The organism is Streptomyces sp. C10-9-1 (assembly GCF_024497955.1).
GTDB classification, from domain to species: Bacteria; Actinomycetota; Actinomycetes; order Streptomycetales; family Streptomycetaceae; genus Streptomyces; species Streptomyces sanyensis.
In genome coordinates this window covers 82263-98067 of the sequence record NZ_JANHKP010000018.1, presented here as the reverse complement: position 1 = coordinate 98067, position 15805 = coordinate 82263, and the positions used below count along the sequence as shown (strand labels likewise).

At 74.6% G+C, this 15805-nt stretch carries 13 protein-coding genes; 4 read left to right on the top strand and 9 right to left on the bottom strand.

Annotated features, from left to right (window positions below):
* Positions 1–262: 262 nt before the first annotated feature.
* The 3 genes from NPS70_RS24180 to NPS70_RS24170 are packed head-to-tail and all read left to right on the top strand — an operon-like array spanning position 263 to position 2064.
* A complete protein-coding gene (locus tag NPS70_RS24180) occupies positions 263–1126 on the top strand; it encodes a hypothetical protein (RefSeq protein WP_256526500.1) in 864 nt (287 codons plus the stop codon).
* Positions 1127–1162: 36 nt separating this feature from the next.
* Positions 1163–1393, top strand: coding sequence for an acyl carrier protein (locus NPS70_RS24175; RefSeq protein ID WP_256526499.1), 231 nt, complete (start codon positions 1163–1165; stop codon positions 1391–1393).
* 8 nt (positions 1394–1401) lie between these two features.
* Positions 1402–2064, top strand: coding sequence for a 4-phosphopantetheinyl transferase (locus tag NPS70_RS24170; protein ID WP_256526498.1), 663 nt, complete (start codon positions 1402–1404; stop codon positions 2062–2064).
* On the opposite strand, the gene NPS70_RS24165 is transcribed toward NPS70_RS24170, so the two are convergent.
* The 5 genes from NPS70_RS24165 to NPS70_RS24145 form a co-directional block, all read right to left on the bottom strand.
* Entirely contained in the window at positions 2052–3233 is a 1182-nt protein-coding gene (locus tag NPS70_RS24165; RefSeq protein WP_256526497.1) for a sn-glycerol-3-phosphate ABC transporter ATP-binding protein UgpC, read from the bottom strand. The genes NPS70_RS24170 and NPS70_RS24165 overlap by 13 nt on opposite strands.
* A 71-nt stretch (positions 3234–3304) precedes the next feature.
* Positions 3305–4138: a carbohydrate ABC transporter permease gene (locus NPS70_RS24160; protein ID WP_256526496.1), complete on the bottom strand. Its 834-nt coding sequence runs from the start codon at positions 4136–4138 to the stop codon at positions 3305–3307.
* A complete protein-coding gene (locus tag NPS70_RS24155; RefSeq protein WP_256526547.1) occupies positions 4138–5019 on the bottom strand; it encodes a carbohydrate ABC transporter permease in 882 nt (293 codons plus the stop codon). Before NPS70_RS24155 ends, NPS70_RS24160 begins: the two co-directional genes overlap by 1 nt.
* A gap of 71 nt (positions 5020–5090) precedes the next feature.
* The gene (locus NPS70_RS24150) at positions 5091–6386 is read right to left on the bottom strand and encodes an ABC transporter substrate-binding protein (protein WP_256526495.1); all 1296 of its coding nucleotides are present in this window, start codon (positions 6384–6386) and stop codon (positions 5091–5093) included.
* 85 nt (positions 6387–6471) lie between these two features.
* Positions 6472–7203 carry a hypothetical protein gene (locus tag NPS70_RS24145; protein WP_256526494.1) on the bottom strand — a complete coding sequence of 244 codons (732 nt, stop codon included), beginning with the start codon at positions 7201–7203 and terminating at the stop codon, positions 6472–6474.
* A gap of 813 nt (positions 7204–8016) precedes the next feature.
* Between NPS70_RS24145 and NPS70_RS24140 the strand changes: the two genes are divergently transcribed.
* Positions 8017–8649, top strand: a complete 633-nt coding sequence (locus tag NPS70_RS24140) for a response regulator transcription factor (RefSeq protein ID WP_256526493.1) — start codon at positions 8017–8019, stop codon at positions 8647–8649.
* A gap of 1212 nt (positions 8650–9861) precedes the next feature.
* On the opposite strand, the gene NPS70_RS24135 is transcribed toward NPS70_RS24140, so the two are convergent.
* The 4 genes from NPS70_RS24135 to lanL all read right to left on the bottom strand — a co-directional run bounded on the left by NPS70_RS24135 (position 9862) and on the right by lanL (position 14989).
* Positions 9862–10734: an ABC transporter permease gene (locus tag NPS70_RS24135; RefSeq protein WP_374212052.1), complete on the bottom strand. Its 873-nt coding sequence runs from the start codon at positions 10732–10734 to the stop codon at positions 9862–9864.
* Complete coding sequence (locus NPS70_RS24130; RefSeq protein WP_256526492.1) at positions 10731–11801, bottom strand: ATP-binding cassette domain-containing protein; 1071 nt, start codon at positions 11799–11801, stop codon at positions 10731–10733. Before NPS70_RS24130 ends, NPS70_RS24135 begins: the two co-directional genes overlap by 4 nt.
* 318 nt (positions 11802–12119) lie before the next feature.
* Positions 12120–12275, bottom strand: coding sequence for a VenA family class IV lanthipeptide (locus NPS70_RS24125; RefSeq protein ID WP_164877874.1), 156 nt, complete (start codon positions 12273–12275; stop codon positions 12120–12122).
* Between the two features lie 41 nt (positions 12276–12316).
* Positions 12317–14989, bottom strand: coding sequence for a class IV lanthionine synthetase LanL (lanL, locus tag NPS70_RS24120; RefSeq protein WP_256526491.1), 2673 nt, complete (start codon positions 14987–14989; stop codon positions 12317–12319).
* Positions 14990–15805 lie beyond the last annotated feature (816 nt).

Sequence of the window (15805 nt, the reverse complement as noted above, 5' to 3'; positions counted from 1 at the left end):
TTCCCTGTAAGGGTGTTGACGTTTCCTTTTGGTCTAGACAACCACCCTGCGGCTCGCCTACTGTCCCCATGCGCAGCCCCGGATCCGCCCCCGGCCCGAGCACGGCAGGACGGCCGGCCGCGGCCCTGTGCTGCGCGCCGGTCGACGGCGACCACGGGCGGTACCGGGCATGCCACCGCGTCGCCGACGCCGGTGCGGAGGCCGGGTGCGCCCGTACGACCGACGCCCCGACCGACCGCACACGCCGAGAGGGAACGGTTTCATGAGCACAACCAGCGCCACGGCCCTGCCCGACGGCGGCCTGAAGAACCCCGGCGCGGGACTGGTCACCCTGGACCCGGTGCACACCGCCCTGCTCCGGGGCCTCGACGACCTCCTCGCCGGACTCGCCGCACGGCACGGTGCCCCCGAGGTGACCGGCCCCCCGCTGCTCGCCGCCGAGGGCCTCGCCCGGCTCGACTACTTCCGCAACTTCCCCCATCTCGGCGTCGGAGCCGGGACGTTCGCCCCCGAGTCGCTGGACGGCCTGGCGGGCGGCGAGCCCCCCGCCGGGCTGCCCCTGAGGCCCACCGGCCATCTGCTCCCCTCGGCCACCTGCTACGGACTGCTGCTGTCCCTGGAGGACCGGGACGTCGGCGAGGACGGACTGCGGCTCTCCGCCACCGGCCGCTGCTTCCGCAACGAGACCCACTACGACGGGCTGCGCCGCCTGTGGGGCTTCCACATGCGCGAGGTGCTCTACCTCGGCACCAAGGAGGGCGCCCTGGAGCACCTGGAGCAGGGAGCGGCGTTCGTCCGGGAGACCGCCGGACGGCTCGGGCTGGACCTGACCCGCGCCACCGCCGACGACCCCTTCTACGACCGGGGCGGCTCCCGGGCCCGCCTGATGGCCCTCGACCCCGTCAAGCACGAGTTCAGCGCCCCCGACGGCACCGCGATCGCCTCCGTCAACCGCCACCGCAACTTCTTCGGGGAGCGCCTGGGCATCCGCGCGGGCTCCCACGGCCCCGCCTACAGCGCCTGCGTGGCCTTCGGCGTCGAACGCTGGGTGCACGCCATGATCCTCGCCCACGGCTCCGCCGAGCGGGCACTCGACCGGCTCCGGGCAGCCGCCCGGCCCGCCTGACCGACCCCACCGCACCACGAGGAGTGGAACCGCACCATGGACCGTGTCGCCGCCTGGCTCCACGAGAAGAACCCCGGACTCGACGGGCCGATCGACGCCGACGAGGACCTCGTCGAGGCCCGGCTCATCGACTCCATGGACTTCCTGGAGTTCGTCGACCTCCTGGAGGAGATCTCCGGCACCTCCATCGACCTCCAGGAGGCCACCATCGACGACTTCCGCACCCTCGCCCGCGTCCGGGAGCGCTTCCTCAGCGCCGCCGGCTGAACCGGACCGTGGCGGCGGCGCCCGGCCCCGCCCTCGCCGGGGTGGGCGCCACCCGGGAGGTGCTGGCCCTCCCCGGCCTGAGCGAGGACCTGCTCGCCCCCTGGGAGGCCCGCCGCCTGGCCGCGATCCGCCTGCCGGCGCGCCGGGACGACGTGCTGGCCTCCCGGCTCCTGCTCCGGCTGTGCGTCTCCCGCCTGACCGGGCGCCCGCCCGGGGACACGGAACTCGCCCAGCGCTGCCCCGACTGCGGAAAGCTCGGCCACGGCCGCCCCTACCTGCCCGGCCACCCGGGCCTCGGGGTCAGCCTCAGCCACGCGGACGGGGTGGTCGCCGCCGCGGCGGGGCCCGGACCCACGGGGGTCGACGTCGAGCCGGCCGTCCGCCGCCCGGCGTCCGCCCGGACGCTGCGCCGGCTGCTGACCGAGGCCGAACTGCGGGCGGCGGGCCCCGGGGACGCCGGCAGGCTGCGCGCCTGGGTCCGCTTCGAGGCCCTCCTCAAGGCAGGAGGGCAGGCGCCCGGCGTGCGGGTGTGGAGCGACGCCCGCACCGGCGCGGTCGCCGCCGTCGCCACGGGCGCGCCGGCCGTGGTCTTCTCCCTGCGGCCGCCCCGGGCCCCCCGGGGACCCGAAGAGCCGCGTACGTCCGGTGATCCGCCGCCTCACTCCCCGTGACGGGTGAGGTTCGCGCCGGTCGCCGGATCGAAGACGTGCATGCCCGAGGTGTCCACGTACAGCTCGGCCTCGCGGCCCTCGCGCACCCCCGTCGCCGTACTGAGACGGGTCACGATCTGGTGCCCGTCGCCCCCCGACTCCGCGACCCCCGAGTCCGCCGCCAGCTCGGCCAGTTCGGCGGAGACCGCCGGCTCCCAGCCCTCCTCGGTGAAGTGCGCGAAGACGTCCGAGCCGAGCGACTCGACCACGTCCACGGTGGCCGTGAAGCGGGCCCCCTCCCGGTCCGGGTCCACCAGCGCGGCGTCCTCGAACGCCTCCGGACGCAGCCCCACGATCAGGTCGCGCGGCGCGTCCTGCTCCTCCAGGCGCCGCAGCACCTCCGGCGCCAGGGGCAGGTCGCCCACCGCGGTCCGCAGGACGCCCTCCTCCAGCACGGCGTGCAGGAAGTTCATCGCGGGGGAGCCGATGAAGCCCGCCACGAACAGGTTGTGCGGCTGGTCGTAGAGGTGCTGCGGAGTGCCGACCTGCTGGACCACCCCGCCGCGCATCACCACCACCCGGTCCCCGAGCGTCATGGCCTCCGTCTGGTCGTGCGTCACGTACACGGTCGTCGTGCCGAGCCGCTGCTGGAGGCGGGAGATCTGGGTGCGCATCTGCACCCGCAGCTTGGCGTCGAGGTTGGACAGCGGCTCGTCCATCAGGAACGCCTTGGGGCTGCGCACGATCGCCCGGCCCATGGCGACCCGCTGGCGCTGGCCGCCGGAGAGGTTGGCGGGCTTGCGGTCGAGGTGGTCGGTCAGGTCCAGGATCCGCGCCGCCTCCTCGACCTTGCGCTTCACGGTCTCCTTGTCGGTCCTGGCCAGCCGCAGGGCGAACCCCATGTTCTCGCGCACGCTCATGTGCGGGTACAGGGCGTAGCTCTGGAAGACCATGGCGATGTCGCGGTCCTTGGGCGAACGGTCGTTGACCACCTCGCCCCCGATGCGCAGCGTCCCCTCGGTGATGTCCTCCAGGCCCGCGATCATGTTGAGGGTGGTGGACTTGCCGCACCCGGAGGGCCCCACGAGGATGACGAACTCCCCGTCCGCCACGGTGAGGTCGACGTCCTTCACGGCCAGGGCGCCGTCGGGGTACCTCTTCGTGATGCCCTCGAGAACGATCTCGGCCACAGTGGGTGCTCCTTGCAGAGGGGGGTGTCGCGGGCGGCTGGGGGCGGGGCGTCGGCCGGACCGTGGGCCGGTCAGCCCTTGACGGCTCCGGAGGTCAGTCCGGCGACGATCCGGCGCTGGAACAGCAGGACGAAGACGATGATCGGCACGGTGATGACGGTGGCGGCTGCGGCGATCGAGCCGGTCGGCTGCTGGAACTGGCTGCTGCCGGTGAAGAACGCGATCGCCGCCGGCACCGTGCGCGCCGCCTCCGTCGAGGTCAGCGAGATCGCGAACAGGAAGTCGTTCCAGCAGAAGATGAACACCAGGATCGCCGTCGTGAACACCCCGGGCGCGGCGAGCGGCGCGATCACCAGGCGGAACGCCTGCGCGGGCGTCGCCCCGTCGACCTTCGCGGCCTTCTCCAGGTCCCAGGGGATCTCCCGGAAGAAGGCCGACAGCGTGTAGATGGCCAGCGGGAGCGAGAAGGTCATGTAGGGCAGGATCAGCCCCGGCCAGGTGTCGAAGATCCCGAGCACCCGTTCGATGTTGAACAGCGGGGAGACCAGCGAGATCGGCGGGAACATCGCGATCAGCAGGGACAGCCCGATCAGCAGCCGCTTCCCGGGGAAGCGCAGCCGGGCCACCGCGTAGGCCGCCATGGTGCCGAGGACGACCGCGATGAACGTCGCGATCAGCGCGATGCCGATCGAGTTGACCAGCGCCCGGGTGAACTCCGAGGTCTGGAAGATCCCCCGGTAGTTCTCCCAGGTCCACTTGGTCGGGATGAAGTTCCCGTCGGTCAGCGTGGAGGGGTCCTTGAAGGACAGGGACACGATCCACCACACGGGGAACAGCGCGTACGCCACGACGAGGACGTTGACGACGGTCCACCGGGTGAGGTGCCGCTTTCCTGCGCCGGCCATCAGCGGCCCCCCTGCTCTGATCCGGGGGCAGCCGCCCCGAAGAGTCTGACGAAGACGAAGGCGATCACCGCGACGCAGACGAAGACGAGCACCGAGATCGCCGACCCGATTCCCAGGTTCAGCGCGGTGAACAGGTTGTCGTAGCCGAGGATCGACACCGAGCCGGTCCCGTGCGCGCCCGCGGTCAGGATGAAGATCGAGTCGAAGACCCGGAAGGCGTCGAGGGTGCGGAACAGCAGCGCCACCAGGATCGCCGGCTTCATCAGCGGCAGGGTGACCCGCCAGAACCGCTGCCAGGCACCGGCTCCGTCGACCATCGCGGCACGCAGCGTCTCCTCCGGCACCAGGGCGAGCCCGGCCAGCAGCAGCAGCGCCATGAACGGGGTCGTCTTCCACACCTCCGCCAGGATGATCAGCCCGAGGGCGGGCCACTGCTCCGTCAGCGGCGCGTCCCCCTCCGGCAGCAGCGCGGCGAGATAGCCCGTGTCGGGGGTCCAGGCGTACTGCCAGGAGAAGGCCGCGACGACCGTGACGATGCCGTACGGCACCAGGATGGCGGTGCGCACCGTCCCGCGGCCCACGATGGTGCGGTGCATCACCAGCGCCAGCGCCATGCCGAGCACCAGCTCGACGGTGACCGAGACCACGGTGATGAACAGGGTGACCCAGAACGCCTCCCACCAGAACGGGGAGGAGAGCACCGCGCCGTAGTTGCTCAGGCCCACGAACTCGGCCTGGTCCGGGAAGCGGAGGTCGTAGCGCTGGAGCGAGAGGTAGACCGCGTAGCCGATCGGATAGGCGGTGACCGCGACCATCACCAGGACCGCGGGCGCGCACAGCAGCCAGCCCAGCCGCCGCTCCTGCCGCGCGCCCTCCGACAGGCGTCCCGCCTCGGCGGGGGCCTTCGCGCCCGCCGCAGCGGCCCGGGCGCCCTCTTCCGTACCCGTCCGTCTCACGGGACCAGCCCCTTCGACTCGAGGGCATCCTGGATCTGGGTGGACATGGTCTCGACGGAGCTCTCGGGGTCGATCGCCGAGGGCGGGGAGAGCGTGTGCGAGATGACGATGGACACGTTCTGGTACGCGGGCGTCTGGGGCCGGACACTGGCGTTCTCCAGGGACCGGAAGATGGCGTCCGCGAACGGATAGCTCTTCACGAACTCCTCGTCGAAGTAGAGCTCGCGCAGGGTCGGCGGCAGACCGCCCTTCACCGCGGCGTTGATCTGGTTCTCCTTGTTGCGCAGGCAGAGTGCGGCCTCGAAGGCGAGGTCCGGGTGCCGGGAGTAGGCGCCCACGGCGAGGTCGATGCCGCCGATGGTGGGCCGGGCGGGCCGGGAGGCGTCCACCCGGGGGTAGGGCGCCCAGCGGAAGTGCTCGAACAGCTCCGGGTTGTTGGCCTGCATCGCCGGGTACACGAAGGGGTAGTTCAGCTCGAAGGCCGCCGTGCCCGCCTCCATCGCGAGCCGGTTCTGATCCTCCATCTGGTTCGGCAGCGAGGGGTCGGCCGCCGGGGAGCGCGCCAGGTCCCGCATGATGCCGGCGGCCCGGACGGCCGGCGGGCCGAGGGAGGGGGCGGTGGCTTCGGCGTTGAGGACGGACCCCCCGGCGCTCGCCACCAGGGTGTTGAACCAGACGGTCAGCCCCTCGTACTGGGCGCCCTGGATCTCGACGTAGTGGGGTTTGCCCTCCCCGGCGAGGCGCCGTGCCTCGTCCAGCATCGCGGACCAGGTCTCCGGCGGATCCGCCACGAGGTCGCTGCGGTACCACAGCAGCTGCGTGTTGGTGTTGTACGGGACCGCGTAGAGGCGGTCGTTCCAGGTGCCGGTCCGCAGCGGCACCTTCAGGGTGCCCTCCTCGGCCCTCGTCCGGTCCTCGCCGCTCCACGGCAGGATCCAGCCTGCCTCGGCGAACTCCGGGGTCCAGGTGACGTCCAGGCCCATGATGTCGATCGACCGGTCCTCGGCCGCCAGCCGGCGCACCAGCTGCTGGCGCTGCCCGTCGGCCGTGCGCGGCAGCTTGTTGTATGCGATCCGGTAGCGGCCGCCGGAGCCGCGCGTGCAGTTCTGCGCCGCCTCGGCCAGGGCGCCGGAGTCGTCGGGGAAGTTGTACCAGTTCAGCGTCGGCGGACCGCCGGAACCCCCCGAGCCGCAGGCCGTCAGCAACGACGCCACCAGCGGCAGGACGATCAGACGGCGCAGCCGCTCCACGACCGCCCTCCACAGCTCCGCACCACGGCCCTCACCCGACATGGCACGACCGTAGGGCCCGGGCCGCGGCCGGGGGCGCAGCGCCGGGGCCCGGGGCGGCAAGCTCACCCGGGCGGCGCAGGGCCCGTCAGGAGCCGGTGCCCCAGGCTGCCGTGAGCCCCTCCAGCCAGGCCGGGGGCAGCTCGCCCGCGTCCCATGCCTCCCAGAGTTCCCCCGGGGCGGCCGCGAGCCGCTCCAGGACGGCGATGCTGGTGGGGGAGTGGACCAGCGAGTAGCGGCCGTGGATGGCGATGCCGCTGCCCGGCCCGTAGCGGGCGAACAACCGCTCCAGCTGCTCCCGGTGCTCCGCCGCGAAGCCCGCCAGCCGCCCCGCGTACCCGGCCCGCTCCCGGGCTCCCATGGTGGCGAGGACGGCCGTGAGCACCTGCTCCGACACCTCGGGGTCGAAGTCCGAGACCGTGGTGAACGACAGGTACAGCGGGGTGGCCGCCACCCTCGCCCGCTCCACCTCCATCCGGCGCACCGGGGGCCGCTCCCCGGCGGGGGCGTCCGCGGCGTCGTGGACCAGGGCCGCGCGCACCGCCCGCTCCGCGAGTTCGCCGAGGTCCGCCGTCGCCGCCTGGACACCGTCGAGCCAGCCCGCCCGGTAGAGCGTCTCCTTACCTGCCGGGGCGCCGCGCTGCGCTCCGGCGAGCTCGCGGTGCGCCAGGGAGACGGCCCCGGCCTCGACGAGGCCGATCAGCTCCTCCGCGTCGCCGGGGCCGACCCCGGCCCTGCCCAGGAGTTGCAGGAGGGTGCGCCTGGCGTTGAGGACGCCGACCGCGTCCGGCTGCTGCCGCCCCTCTTCGGCGGATGCCATGGATCTCCTCCGTGCGGTCCGCCCGGTGGTTCGGCGGACCACCGGAAACCACCTCCGCGGGCGCGGGGACGACACTGCTCGGCCTGCGGCGATGGTAGCAGCGGGAGTGATCTCCCCGGGGCAGCTTGCGGGAAGGGGGCGGCCCCCGCGCGCCGCCGGCCCTCGGGCCCCGCGGACCGCCCGCACCACCAGCCGCTCGGCGTGCTCGTCGCCGGGGCGGCCGTCGAAGCCGCCGACCACCTCCACCTCCCCGAACCCGGCCTGCCCGACCGGCCCGCGCGGCTCCACGGCGCTGTGGACGAACCACTCCGGCCCGGCCCGCACGACCCGGTCGCCGCGGACCCGCACCCGGTCGCCGCGCAGCCTCGCCCGGTCGGGCGCGGCCGGGGCGGGTCGGGTGCCGGAGCGCCCGGCCGGGTGCGCTCCACGCCGCTGCGCCGGACACGGGCGGGGCGGGCCCGCGCGGCCGCCGGACCGTGCCTGCCCCGGGCGCCTCGATGCGCCCGGCGGCCGCGCGTGGGGTATCGGTCAGATCCGGGGAGCCGCGGTCGGGCCCCGGCACCTCCTCGGCGCCCTCGCCCGCGTGTGACGTGGGCACGTGCGGCACCGGGCCGGAGCGCCCGGTGCGGGGCGGTCCGGCACACCGTCGATTTTGCGCACTTCGGATGGTCCCGGCAGGTCAACGGGCCCGCAATGCGCCCCCCTGTGCCCCCGCGCGCGGTGTTGCGACCGTGTGGAGTGGGGCAATTGGGAGGAGTGGGCACATGCCTGCGGCGTGCCCGGCGCTGTCGCCGGCGACTCAGGGGGTTGAGGATGGTCCGGGTGCTGGTCGTGCACGATGCGGGGCTGCTCCGCTCGGCTCTGGTGGAACTGCTGCGTACCGACCCGGCGCTGGAGGTGACCTCCACGACGCCCTCCGACTGCCTGCGGCGGACGGGCCACCACCCGGCCGCCGGCTCCGGTGACCCGTCCGTGGACGTCCGCGTGGTGGACGGGGACTGCATGGCCTCCTGCAACCAGTGCGAGGCGGTCCCCGGTGCACAGGGCGGTCCCGGGGGGCGGGAGCCGGGGCTCGTCGTCCTGGCCACACCCGAGCAGCCCGGCCTGCTGCGCCGGGCCCTGGACGCCGGAGCCCTCGGCCTGGTCGACAAGAACGCCTCCCGGCGGCATCTGATCACGGCCGTGCACGCGGTCGCCAAGGGGGAGCGCCATCTCGACGCCTCCCTGGCCTTCGCGCTGCTGGACGCCACCGCCCCGCCGCTCACCCACCGGGAGCTGAGGGTCGTCACGCTCGCGGGCCAGGGCGCGCCGATGGACGAGATCGCGGCGCTGCTGCACCTGTCGCGGGGCACCGTGCGCAACTACATGGCCAGCGCGATACGCAAGGTGGGCGCCCGCAACCGGATGGACGCCATACGGATCGTCCGCGACGCCGGCTGGGCGTGACACCCGCCCGCCCGGGGCGCGGACGGCTCCCGCGCCCCGCCCGCGCCCGCTCCACGGGGCCGTTCCACCGGCTCGACCGCCCCCGCCCAACCCGCCCTTCGCGCGCCCGGCGAGCGGGGTCTTCCGGCCCCGGGTGCGGTGGCCGGACCAGGACTCCTCCCTCCCGGCACGGGGGCGAGTCCCGGCATGCGGGGTGAGCGCCGGTCGCGAGCACATGCGGGCCGCGCGGCGACCCGATCCCGCGACTCGGCGCGAGGGCCCGTCCCGCCGCCTCGGCAGCCCTTCGCCGCACCGGCTCGCCCCACGGCCCCGGTCTCCCACGCGGAGCCCGGGAAGGCTCGGGCGCACGGGAGAGGTCACCGTGGGGCGGGCACGCACCACCGGCACCGACGTGGGATCCGGGTGGCGGTGTCGACGGGTGAGGGCGTCGGGTGGCGCCGGTCCGCCCGGAGACCTCACCGGTCCTGGCGTCAGCAGGCGTCCTTGCGGCCCCCGCACCCGCCGACGCCCGTCAGGCCACCGCGGCCGGGCCGCGAGGCGCGCCGGGCGCCCCCGTCCCGCAGGAGGCTCAGGCCCGGATATGCCGAAGGCGTCCGCCCGGCGCGCCTCGCAGCCGCCACCGCCGCGAGCACCGGCCCTGCCGACCGCTCCACGGGCGGGCGTCGCAGCCCGGGTGGAGCGGGTCGTGCCAGCCCTGGCGCCCGGTGGCAGCCCACGCGGTTCCCGACCGGCCGGCTCCCGACCACGGTTCCCGACCTCGGTTCCGGGCGTCAGTCCGGCGGGCGGCGCTGCGGGTGCGCGGACGGCGGGTGGTCCGCTGCCACGGCCGGTCCAGGAGGGCGGGGCGGCTGCCGCATGCGGCTCGCGCGCTGACCGGCCGCTGGAACCGCGGACACGCCGTCAGCTCGGTCGACGTCATGGCCACCCACTCGTGGTCCGGCACCGGACGGACGCCTCTCGCGCGCCGACGTGCCGGATCACCGCGGGAACCGAACCGGGGAAGCCCGGAACCGAGGAACAGGCGGCACGCTCGGGCCTTCGGCGGGGGTCCGCAAGCGGCAGCGGCTCGGACCTTCCGGGTCGTCCCACTGCCCCGACCGGGCTCACACCGGCCCGTACCGCTCGACGCCCCCGTCCACCATCTGTGGCGGTGCGGCTCGACGCGCGGCTCGCGGCCGCCCGCCCGGGCGGCCGCGACCCGCGCGGTCGGGGTCACTCGGGGCGGCTGAAGCGCCGGGTGGCGTACAGCAGGGCGAGGACGCCCGCGGTGAGGAGGACCCCGGCTTCCAACAGGAGCGGGGGCTGGTGGCCGAACCACTCGATGCCGACCGTGGTCGCCTCGTGGGGCACGCTCAGGCTGATGGAGCGTCGCAGCAGGTCCACGCCGTAGGCGAGGGGGTTCAGGGCGGCCAGTCCGCGTGCCCAGTCGGGGAGGTTGTCGAGGGGGAAGAAGCCGCCGGAGAGGAAGAGCAGCGGCATCATCACCAGGCCGAGGAGCATGTGGAAGAGCTCGGCGCGGCCGAGGCTGACGGCCAGGGCGAGCGCCAGGGCGGTGATGGTGAAGGAGGCCAGGATCATGCCGGTGAGGAGCAGGGCCAGCAGCAGCGGGTCGTAGGGCAGGCCGACCGCGCCGGCCAGGGCGAGCAGGACGGCGCCCTGGACGGTGGCGACCACGGTGCCGCCCGCGCAGTTGCCCAGGAGCAGGGTCGCGCGGCTGACCGGGGCCATCAGGAGTTCCCGCAGGTACCCGGTCTGCTTGTCGGTGATGAGGCGGATGCCCACCATGATGGCGGGGCTCTGGACGGTCATCATCAGCATGCCGGGGAAGAGGTACAGCTGGTAGCCCACACCGAGCGCGGCGGTGGGGATCAGGGCGGCCAGACCGCCTCCGAGGATGAAGAGGTAGAGCACCGGCTGGATCAGCATCAGCGCGGTGTGGGTGCGCTGCAGGGACAGGCGCAGCAGGTCGCGGTGGACCAGGGCGTGGACCGCGCGCAGTTCCCGCCTCAGGCGGCTCGGGGGTGCCGGATGCGGGCCGGCGTGGCCGTCGGGGTTTCCCGGCGCGGTGACGGCGGGGGCGGTCACAGGCCCTCACCCGCCGCCTTGGGTCCCGCGGTGTGGATGCTGCGGCCGGTGTGGTGGAAGAAGACGTCGTCGAGGGTCGGCGGGGTCGCGGAGGCGGCCCGGACGGGGATGCCCTCCGCGGCGAGAGCCGCGCACAGGCGGGGGATCCAGGAACTGCCGTCGGGCAGGCGCAGGCTGATCCCGTCCGGGCCGGGGGTGGTAAGGGTGCCCGGCGGGGCGGCGCGGCGCACGACGCGGTCGGCGGCAGGGTCGTCGTGGGTGCGCAGGACCACCCGGTCGTTGCCGATGGCGGCCTTGAGGGCGGCGGGCGGACCCTGCGCGACCAGGCGCCCGCCGTCGATGATGGCGAGGCGGTCGCAGTTCTCGGCCTCGTCCAGGTAGTGGGTGGTGATGAAGAGGGTGGTCCCCTGCCGCTCGCGCAACTGGCGCAGGTAGTCCCAGACCTGGGCGCGCGCGTGGGGGTCGAGCCCGGTGGTGGGCTCGTCGAGGAAGAGGACCCGCGGCTCGTGGAGGAGGCCGCGGGCGAGTTCGAGGCGGCGGCGCATGCCGCCGGAGAGGGTGCGGACCGGGGCCCGCCGCCGGTCGCCGAGGCCGATGGCGTCGAGGGTCTCGGTGGTGCGCCGGTGGGCGTCGCGGCGGCTCATGCCGTAGAGCCGGGCGTGGACGCGCAGGTTCTGCTGCACCGTCAGCTCCATGTCGAGTGCGCTGTGCTGGAAGAGCATGCCGACCTGGCGGCGGACCTGGCCCGGGTGGGTGAGGACGTCGACGCCTGCCACCGTGGCCGTTCCGGCGGTGGGGCGGGCCAGGGCGCACAGGAGGGAGATCGTGGTGGACTTCCCCGCGCCGTTGGGGCCGAGGAACGCGAAGGTCTCGCCCTGGTGCACGTCGAGGTCCAGGCCGTGCACGGCGGGAGTGACGCCGCCGTCCGGGCCGGGGTAGCTCTTGACCAGGCCGCGGGTGCTGATGGCGTACGGCCCCCGCGCTTCGGGCCGCGCACCCTCCGGGGCCGTGGCGGAGGTCGGGAGGGGCGCCCGTTCGGGGGCATCGGCACCGGCGTGGGGCTGCATGGTCACTCAGGTCCTCGTCTGCTGGGTGGCGTCCACGGACTTGGGCGTGCGGTACGTCGGAGGGGCGGTGTGGTGCTCGGGGGCGGGTGCTTTCGTGCCCCCGCCAGGGCGGGGGCACGATGCTCCGGCCGGTGGCTGCCACGGGGGCGGCCACCGGCCGGAGGCCGGCCGGCTCCCTCGTGCTGCCCTGATCGGCTGGCGATGCGGGTGCACGGGGTGTTGCCGGCCTACGGGTGCCCGGCGTTCAGTGCCTCGTCAACAGCGGAGCGGTCGGCGGGGCCGCCGGGTGGGATCGGATCCGCGCGGGCTGCGGCCTGGTCAGGCGCAGCTGATGCCCACGCAGACGGTGTTGAGGAGCGTGAGCAGGCCGACGCAGGCACACGTGTCGGCGAACGCGGCTCCGTCGGCGCCGATCGGGTCGGTCTCCGGAAGGGCGTGCAGGTGAGCCAGCAGTTCGAGGTCGCGGTTCTCCATGACTATCTCCTTCTCTTCGTGGTGTCGACAGGGGGTCCCTGTCAGCCCGGCTGCTGGATCATCCAGAGCCGGGAGTCCGTGTGGCGGGTCCGCAGGAGGAACGCGAGGATTCCTGCGGACCCGTCGCTCCAGCCCGTCGAGACGTCCCCGTACTCGTTGGGGAAGACGACGTGGCCGTCGCGGTGGATCTGTTCGGCGGTGATGAGGCGGGCCAGGGCCTCGGCCGACGCGCCGTGGGCGGCGTCCCCCGTGGCGGCGGCCATGTCGAGGAGGAAGTCGCCGTTGCCCGCGAGTCCGTGGCACTGGGCGAGGGGGGCCCGGGAGGCACGCTCCACGACGGCCCTGGTCGCACCCCGGGCGAGCTCGCCGTACCGATCGTCGCCGGTGGCCTGCCACAGCCGGAGCAGGAAGGAGCCGATTCCTGCCGAACCGTGGCACCAGTACGGGGCGGTGGGCACGTCACCGGCTCGGGAGGGCCACTGCGCCGCCCCGCCGACCGTCAGCGCGGCGGCGGCCAGCGCGTCTCCCGCCGCCAGGGCCAGGTCCCGGTGCTCCTGACGGCCCGTGACGGCGGAAGCGGCGAGCAGGAAGCATCCGATGCCGGCCGTCCCGTGGGCGAAGCCGAGGTAGCGTTCACCGACGCTCCCGGTGACCACCTCGGGAGGCGCGGGCCAGCTGACGCCGGACGGCTCGGGTGTCGCGGCGGCGACCAGCGCGTCGGCCGCCTCGACGACGCGTTCGGCGAAACGCTGGTCCCCCGTGCGGTGCCAGAGGTGGGCGGCGGCCAGTCCGCTCCCCGCCCGGCCGTGGGTGATGTCGTGGTGGGGCGCCGGTTCCTGGGGGGCCAGGGCCAGGGCCGTCGCATGCTCGACGAGCACGCGGTCGTCGAGGACACGGCCGGCTTCGTACAGCGCCCACGCGGTTCCCCGGCCGCCGAAGTGCAGGCCGGCCCGTGTGGAGCGGGTGTCCGTCCGCGCCGCCATCCAGTGCCCCGCGGTGGAGAGCACCTCCGGCAGGCGCTGGTCGCCGGTCAACTCGAAGTACCGGGTCAGGACCGCGAGGACACCGGCGGCACCCTGCTGCACCGTGCAGGGGTCGGTCTCCCCCGCTCTGACGGACACCGGCCACAGGCGGCGTTCGTCCTGCGGGGTCATCGAGTCGATGAGGTGGTCCACCATCCCCGCCACCGCGCCCTGCGTCGCGTCGGACCGCGGGGTCCGGTCGGCCGGGACCGCGGCGGCCCGGCCCGGACGTCCCCGTGCCGCCCGGCGAAGGGCGGCGCCGGCCCGGTCGGGGTCCCAGCGCTCGGCGGGTTCGTCCGCCATCAGCCCGAGGATCATCTCGATCAGGCCCTCGGGCAGCCGCAGCACGTCGTCGCAGGCGGCCAGCCACCCGGCGAGCCGCTCGTGCGCGGTCCTGGTCGCGGGCTCCTCGGCCTGCAGACCGGGGACCTTGCCCGTGAGGACGAAGCACACGGCGGCACCCAGGCTGTAGTAGTCGGCCGTCGGCGAGACCGGCGCGCCCGCCAGCCGCTCGGGGGCACTGAAGCCGGGAGTCCCCACCGTGGTCGGAAGCGGGACGTCGTCCTTGAGGACGGCGAGCTCCAGGTCGATGAGGCGCAGTTCACCGTCGGGCCGGACCATGATGTTGCCGGGCGTGAAGTCCCGCAGGACGCAGCCCAGGCCGTGGGCCGCGGCGAGGAGGTCCACCAGACGCCCCGCCATGGCCAGGGCTTCGGCGCGGTAGCGCTCGCCGCCCACGTCGCGGAAGCGCTCGGCGACCCAGTTGCGCAGCGGGACGCCCTCGATCTCCTCCTCGGCCAGGAAGAGGTGTCCGCCGTGCTCGAACATCGCCAGGAGCCGCGGCGCCAGCCCCGAGCCGTCGAGGAACTCCAGCACCCGGGCCTCGACGCGCAGCCAGTCCCGCACGTCGGATCCGGAGGCGTCGGCTTCCACGTGCGGCCGGGCCTCCTTGATGACCACCGGCACGCCCGCGGTGACGTCCGTCCCCCGGTAGACGCCGCCCTTGTTCGTGTGGCGGATCGCCTCCCGCACCGAGAAGCGGCCGCCCAGCAGCACCGGGTCCGCCGTGGCCCGCTCCGCGGCCGGCGGGGCGGGCACGGAGGCCGGGAACGGGCTCACAGCCCACGCCGGCGGCGAGTAGCGGCCGGTGCGGACGTCCTCCACGGGGTTGCCGTCCGGGTCCTCCATGTACCACACCAGCAGGCCCGACTCGGAGAGCCGCTGACGGCCGACGAACGCCCCGTAGCGGTAGTGCACCAGGCTGTTCACGGCGTACGGCTGGTCGGACAGGATCCGCGGGCCGGCGAGTCCCGCCGTGGCCCGGTGGAGCTCCAGCGCGATCGCGGCCGCGTCGGCGTCCGAGCGGGGGTAGACGGTGATGAACTTGCCCGAGTTGCCCCTCGGCGTGGCACGGGAGTTGAGCGCGCTCACCTGCTCCAGGGACCGGGCGAACTTGAACATGGATTCCCGGGGCAGCAGCACCTCCAGGCAACGCGCCAGCACCGCGGGAGCGGAAGCGGGCGTGGCCGACACGTGGAGCTTCCAGCCCTGCTCGGGCGGCGCCGCGGAGGCGGGTGTCAGACGGCACCACATCGCGTCCGTGTCCACGGTCCACCGCACGGCCTGCCCCGTGGCGTCCAGCGACCGGTCCAGCAGGTCCTGGAGTTCGACTTCGCTTGCCTGGCTCGTCATGCCCATCCCTCTCCACCGCGAGGACCGCAGATTGGACTATGCCTTCGGAACATGTGGACCGTGCGCGCCCGGCATCACCCGCCGCAGCGGGCGCACGGTGTCGTCGACGCTGCCGAATGGTTTCGACCGGCGCGGAGAACGGAGTGCACGGGAGTGCCTCCGGCGTCGGGTCCCGGGTTCTCCGGACGGTGCGTCGTAGAAGTGGCGGTCCGCGTCTCAGACTCCGGCAAGGCCCTGGTTCCCGCCCGTTTCCCTTCCGGTCGGTGACAGGAGAAACGGTGTCACGGGGCGGACGGGCCGGAACAGTCACCGCTGTCACCACTGCGCCGTGCGGAACGCACGGGTAACCGGTGCACCGGGGAAGCGTGTGCGGCGCGCCGCACACACGGGGCCGCCGACTTCCCCGGCGCGGCACGGGACCGCGGCGCGGGCGGACGGGCCTCCGCCTCCGCGGCGCCCGGACCCCCGGCGGGCGGTGGGGGAGGCGGCGGCCGGGGGCGGTGCGGGCAGGGCGCCGCCGCCCGTGTGCACCGGGGGGAGCACCCCGGACCGGTCCGGTGAGGCGGCGACGGGCCGCCCCGACCGCGCTCCCGCGCGGTGCCCCGGAGGGCCGTCGGCAGCCCCGCGCAGACCTCCGGCGGGCCGCGCCCGCGGCGCGGCCGGGAGCACGCCCCGGGGCTGAGGCGTCGTCACCGCTGCCTGCATGCGGGGCTCCCGCACCGGGCGCCCCCGGCCGCCACCGTCGCACGCGCAGGAGGGCGCCGGCACTGCGGCCACCGGGAGCCGGTGCCCGGGAGGCCCCCGGCTCCCGGCCGT

Excerpts from the sequence above, each read along its gene's own strand:
- NPS70_RS24180 (WP_256526500.1), top strand. The coding sequence starts at position 263 with ATGAGCACAACCAGCGCCACGGCCCTGCCCGACGGCGGCCTGAAGAAC.
- NPS70_RS24175 (WP_256526499.1), top strand. The coding sequence starts at position 1,163 with ATGGACCGTGTCGCCGCCTGGCTCCACGAGAAGAACCCCGGACTCGAC.
- NPS70_RS24160 (WP_256526496.1), bottom strand. The coding sequence starts at position 4,138 with ATGGCCGGCGCAGGAAAGCGGCACCTCACCCGGTGGACCGTCGTCAAC.
- NPS70_RS24150 (WP_256526495.1), bottom strand. The coding sequence starts at position 6,386 with ATGTCGGGTGAGGGCCGTGGTGCGGAGCTGTGGAGGGCGGTCGTGGAG.
- NPS70_RS24145 (WP_256526494.1), bottom strand. The coding sequence starts at position 7,203 with ATGGCATCCGCCGAAGAGGGGCGGCAGCAGCCGGACGCGGTCGGCGTC.
- NPS70_RS24140 (WP_256526493.1), top strand. The coding sequence starts at position 8,017 with ATGGTCCGGGTGCTGGTCGTGCACGATGCGGGGCTGCTCCGCTCGGCT.
- NPS70_RS24130 (WP_256526492.1), bottom strand. The coding sequence starts at position 11,801 with ATGCAGCCCCACGCCGGTGCCGATGCCCCCGAACGGGCGCCCCTCCCG.
- NPS70_RS24125 (WP_164877874.1), bottom strand. The coding sequence starts at position 12,275 with ATGGAGAACCGCGACCTCGAACTGCTGGCTCACCTGCACGCCCTTCCG.
- lanL (WP_256526491.1), bottom strand. The coding sequence starts at position 14,989 with ATGACGAGCCAGGCAAGCGAAGTCGAACTCCAGGACCTGCTGGACCGG.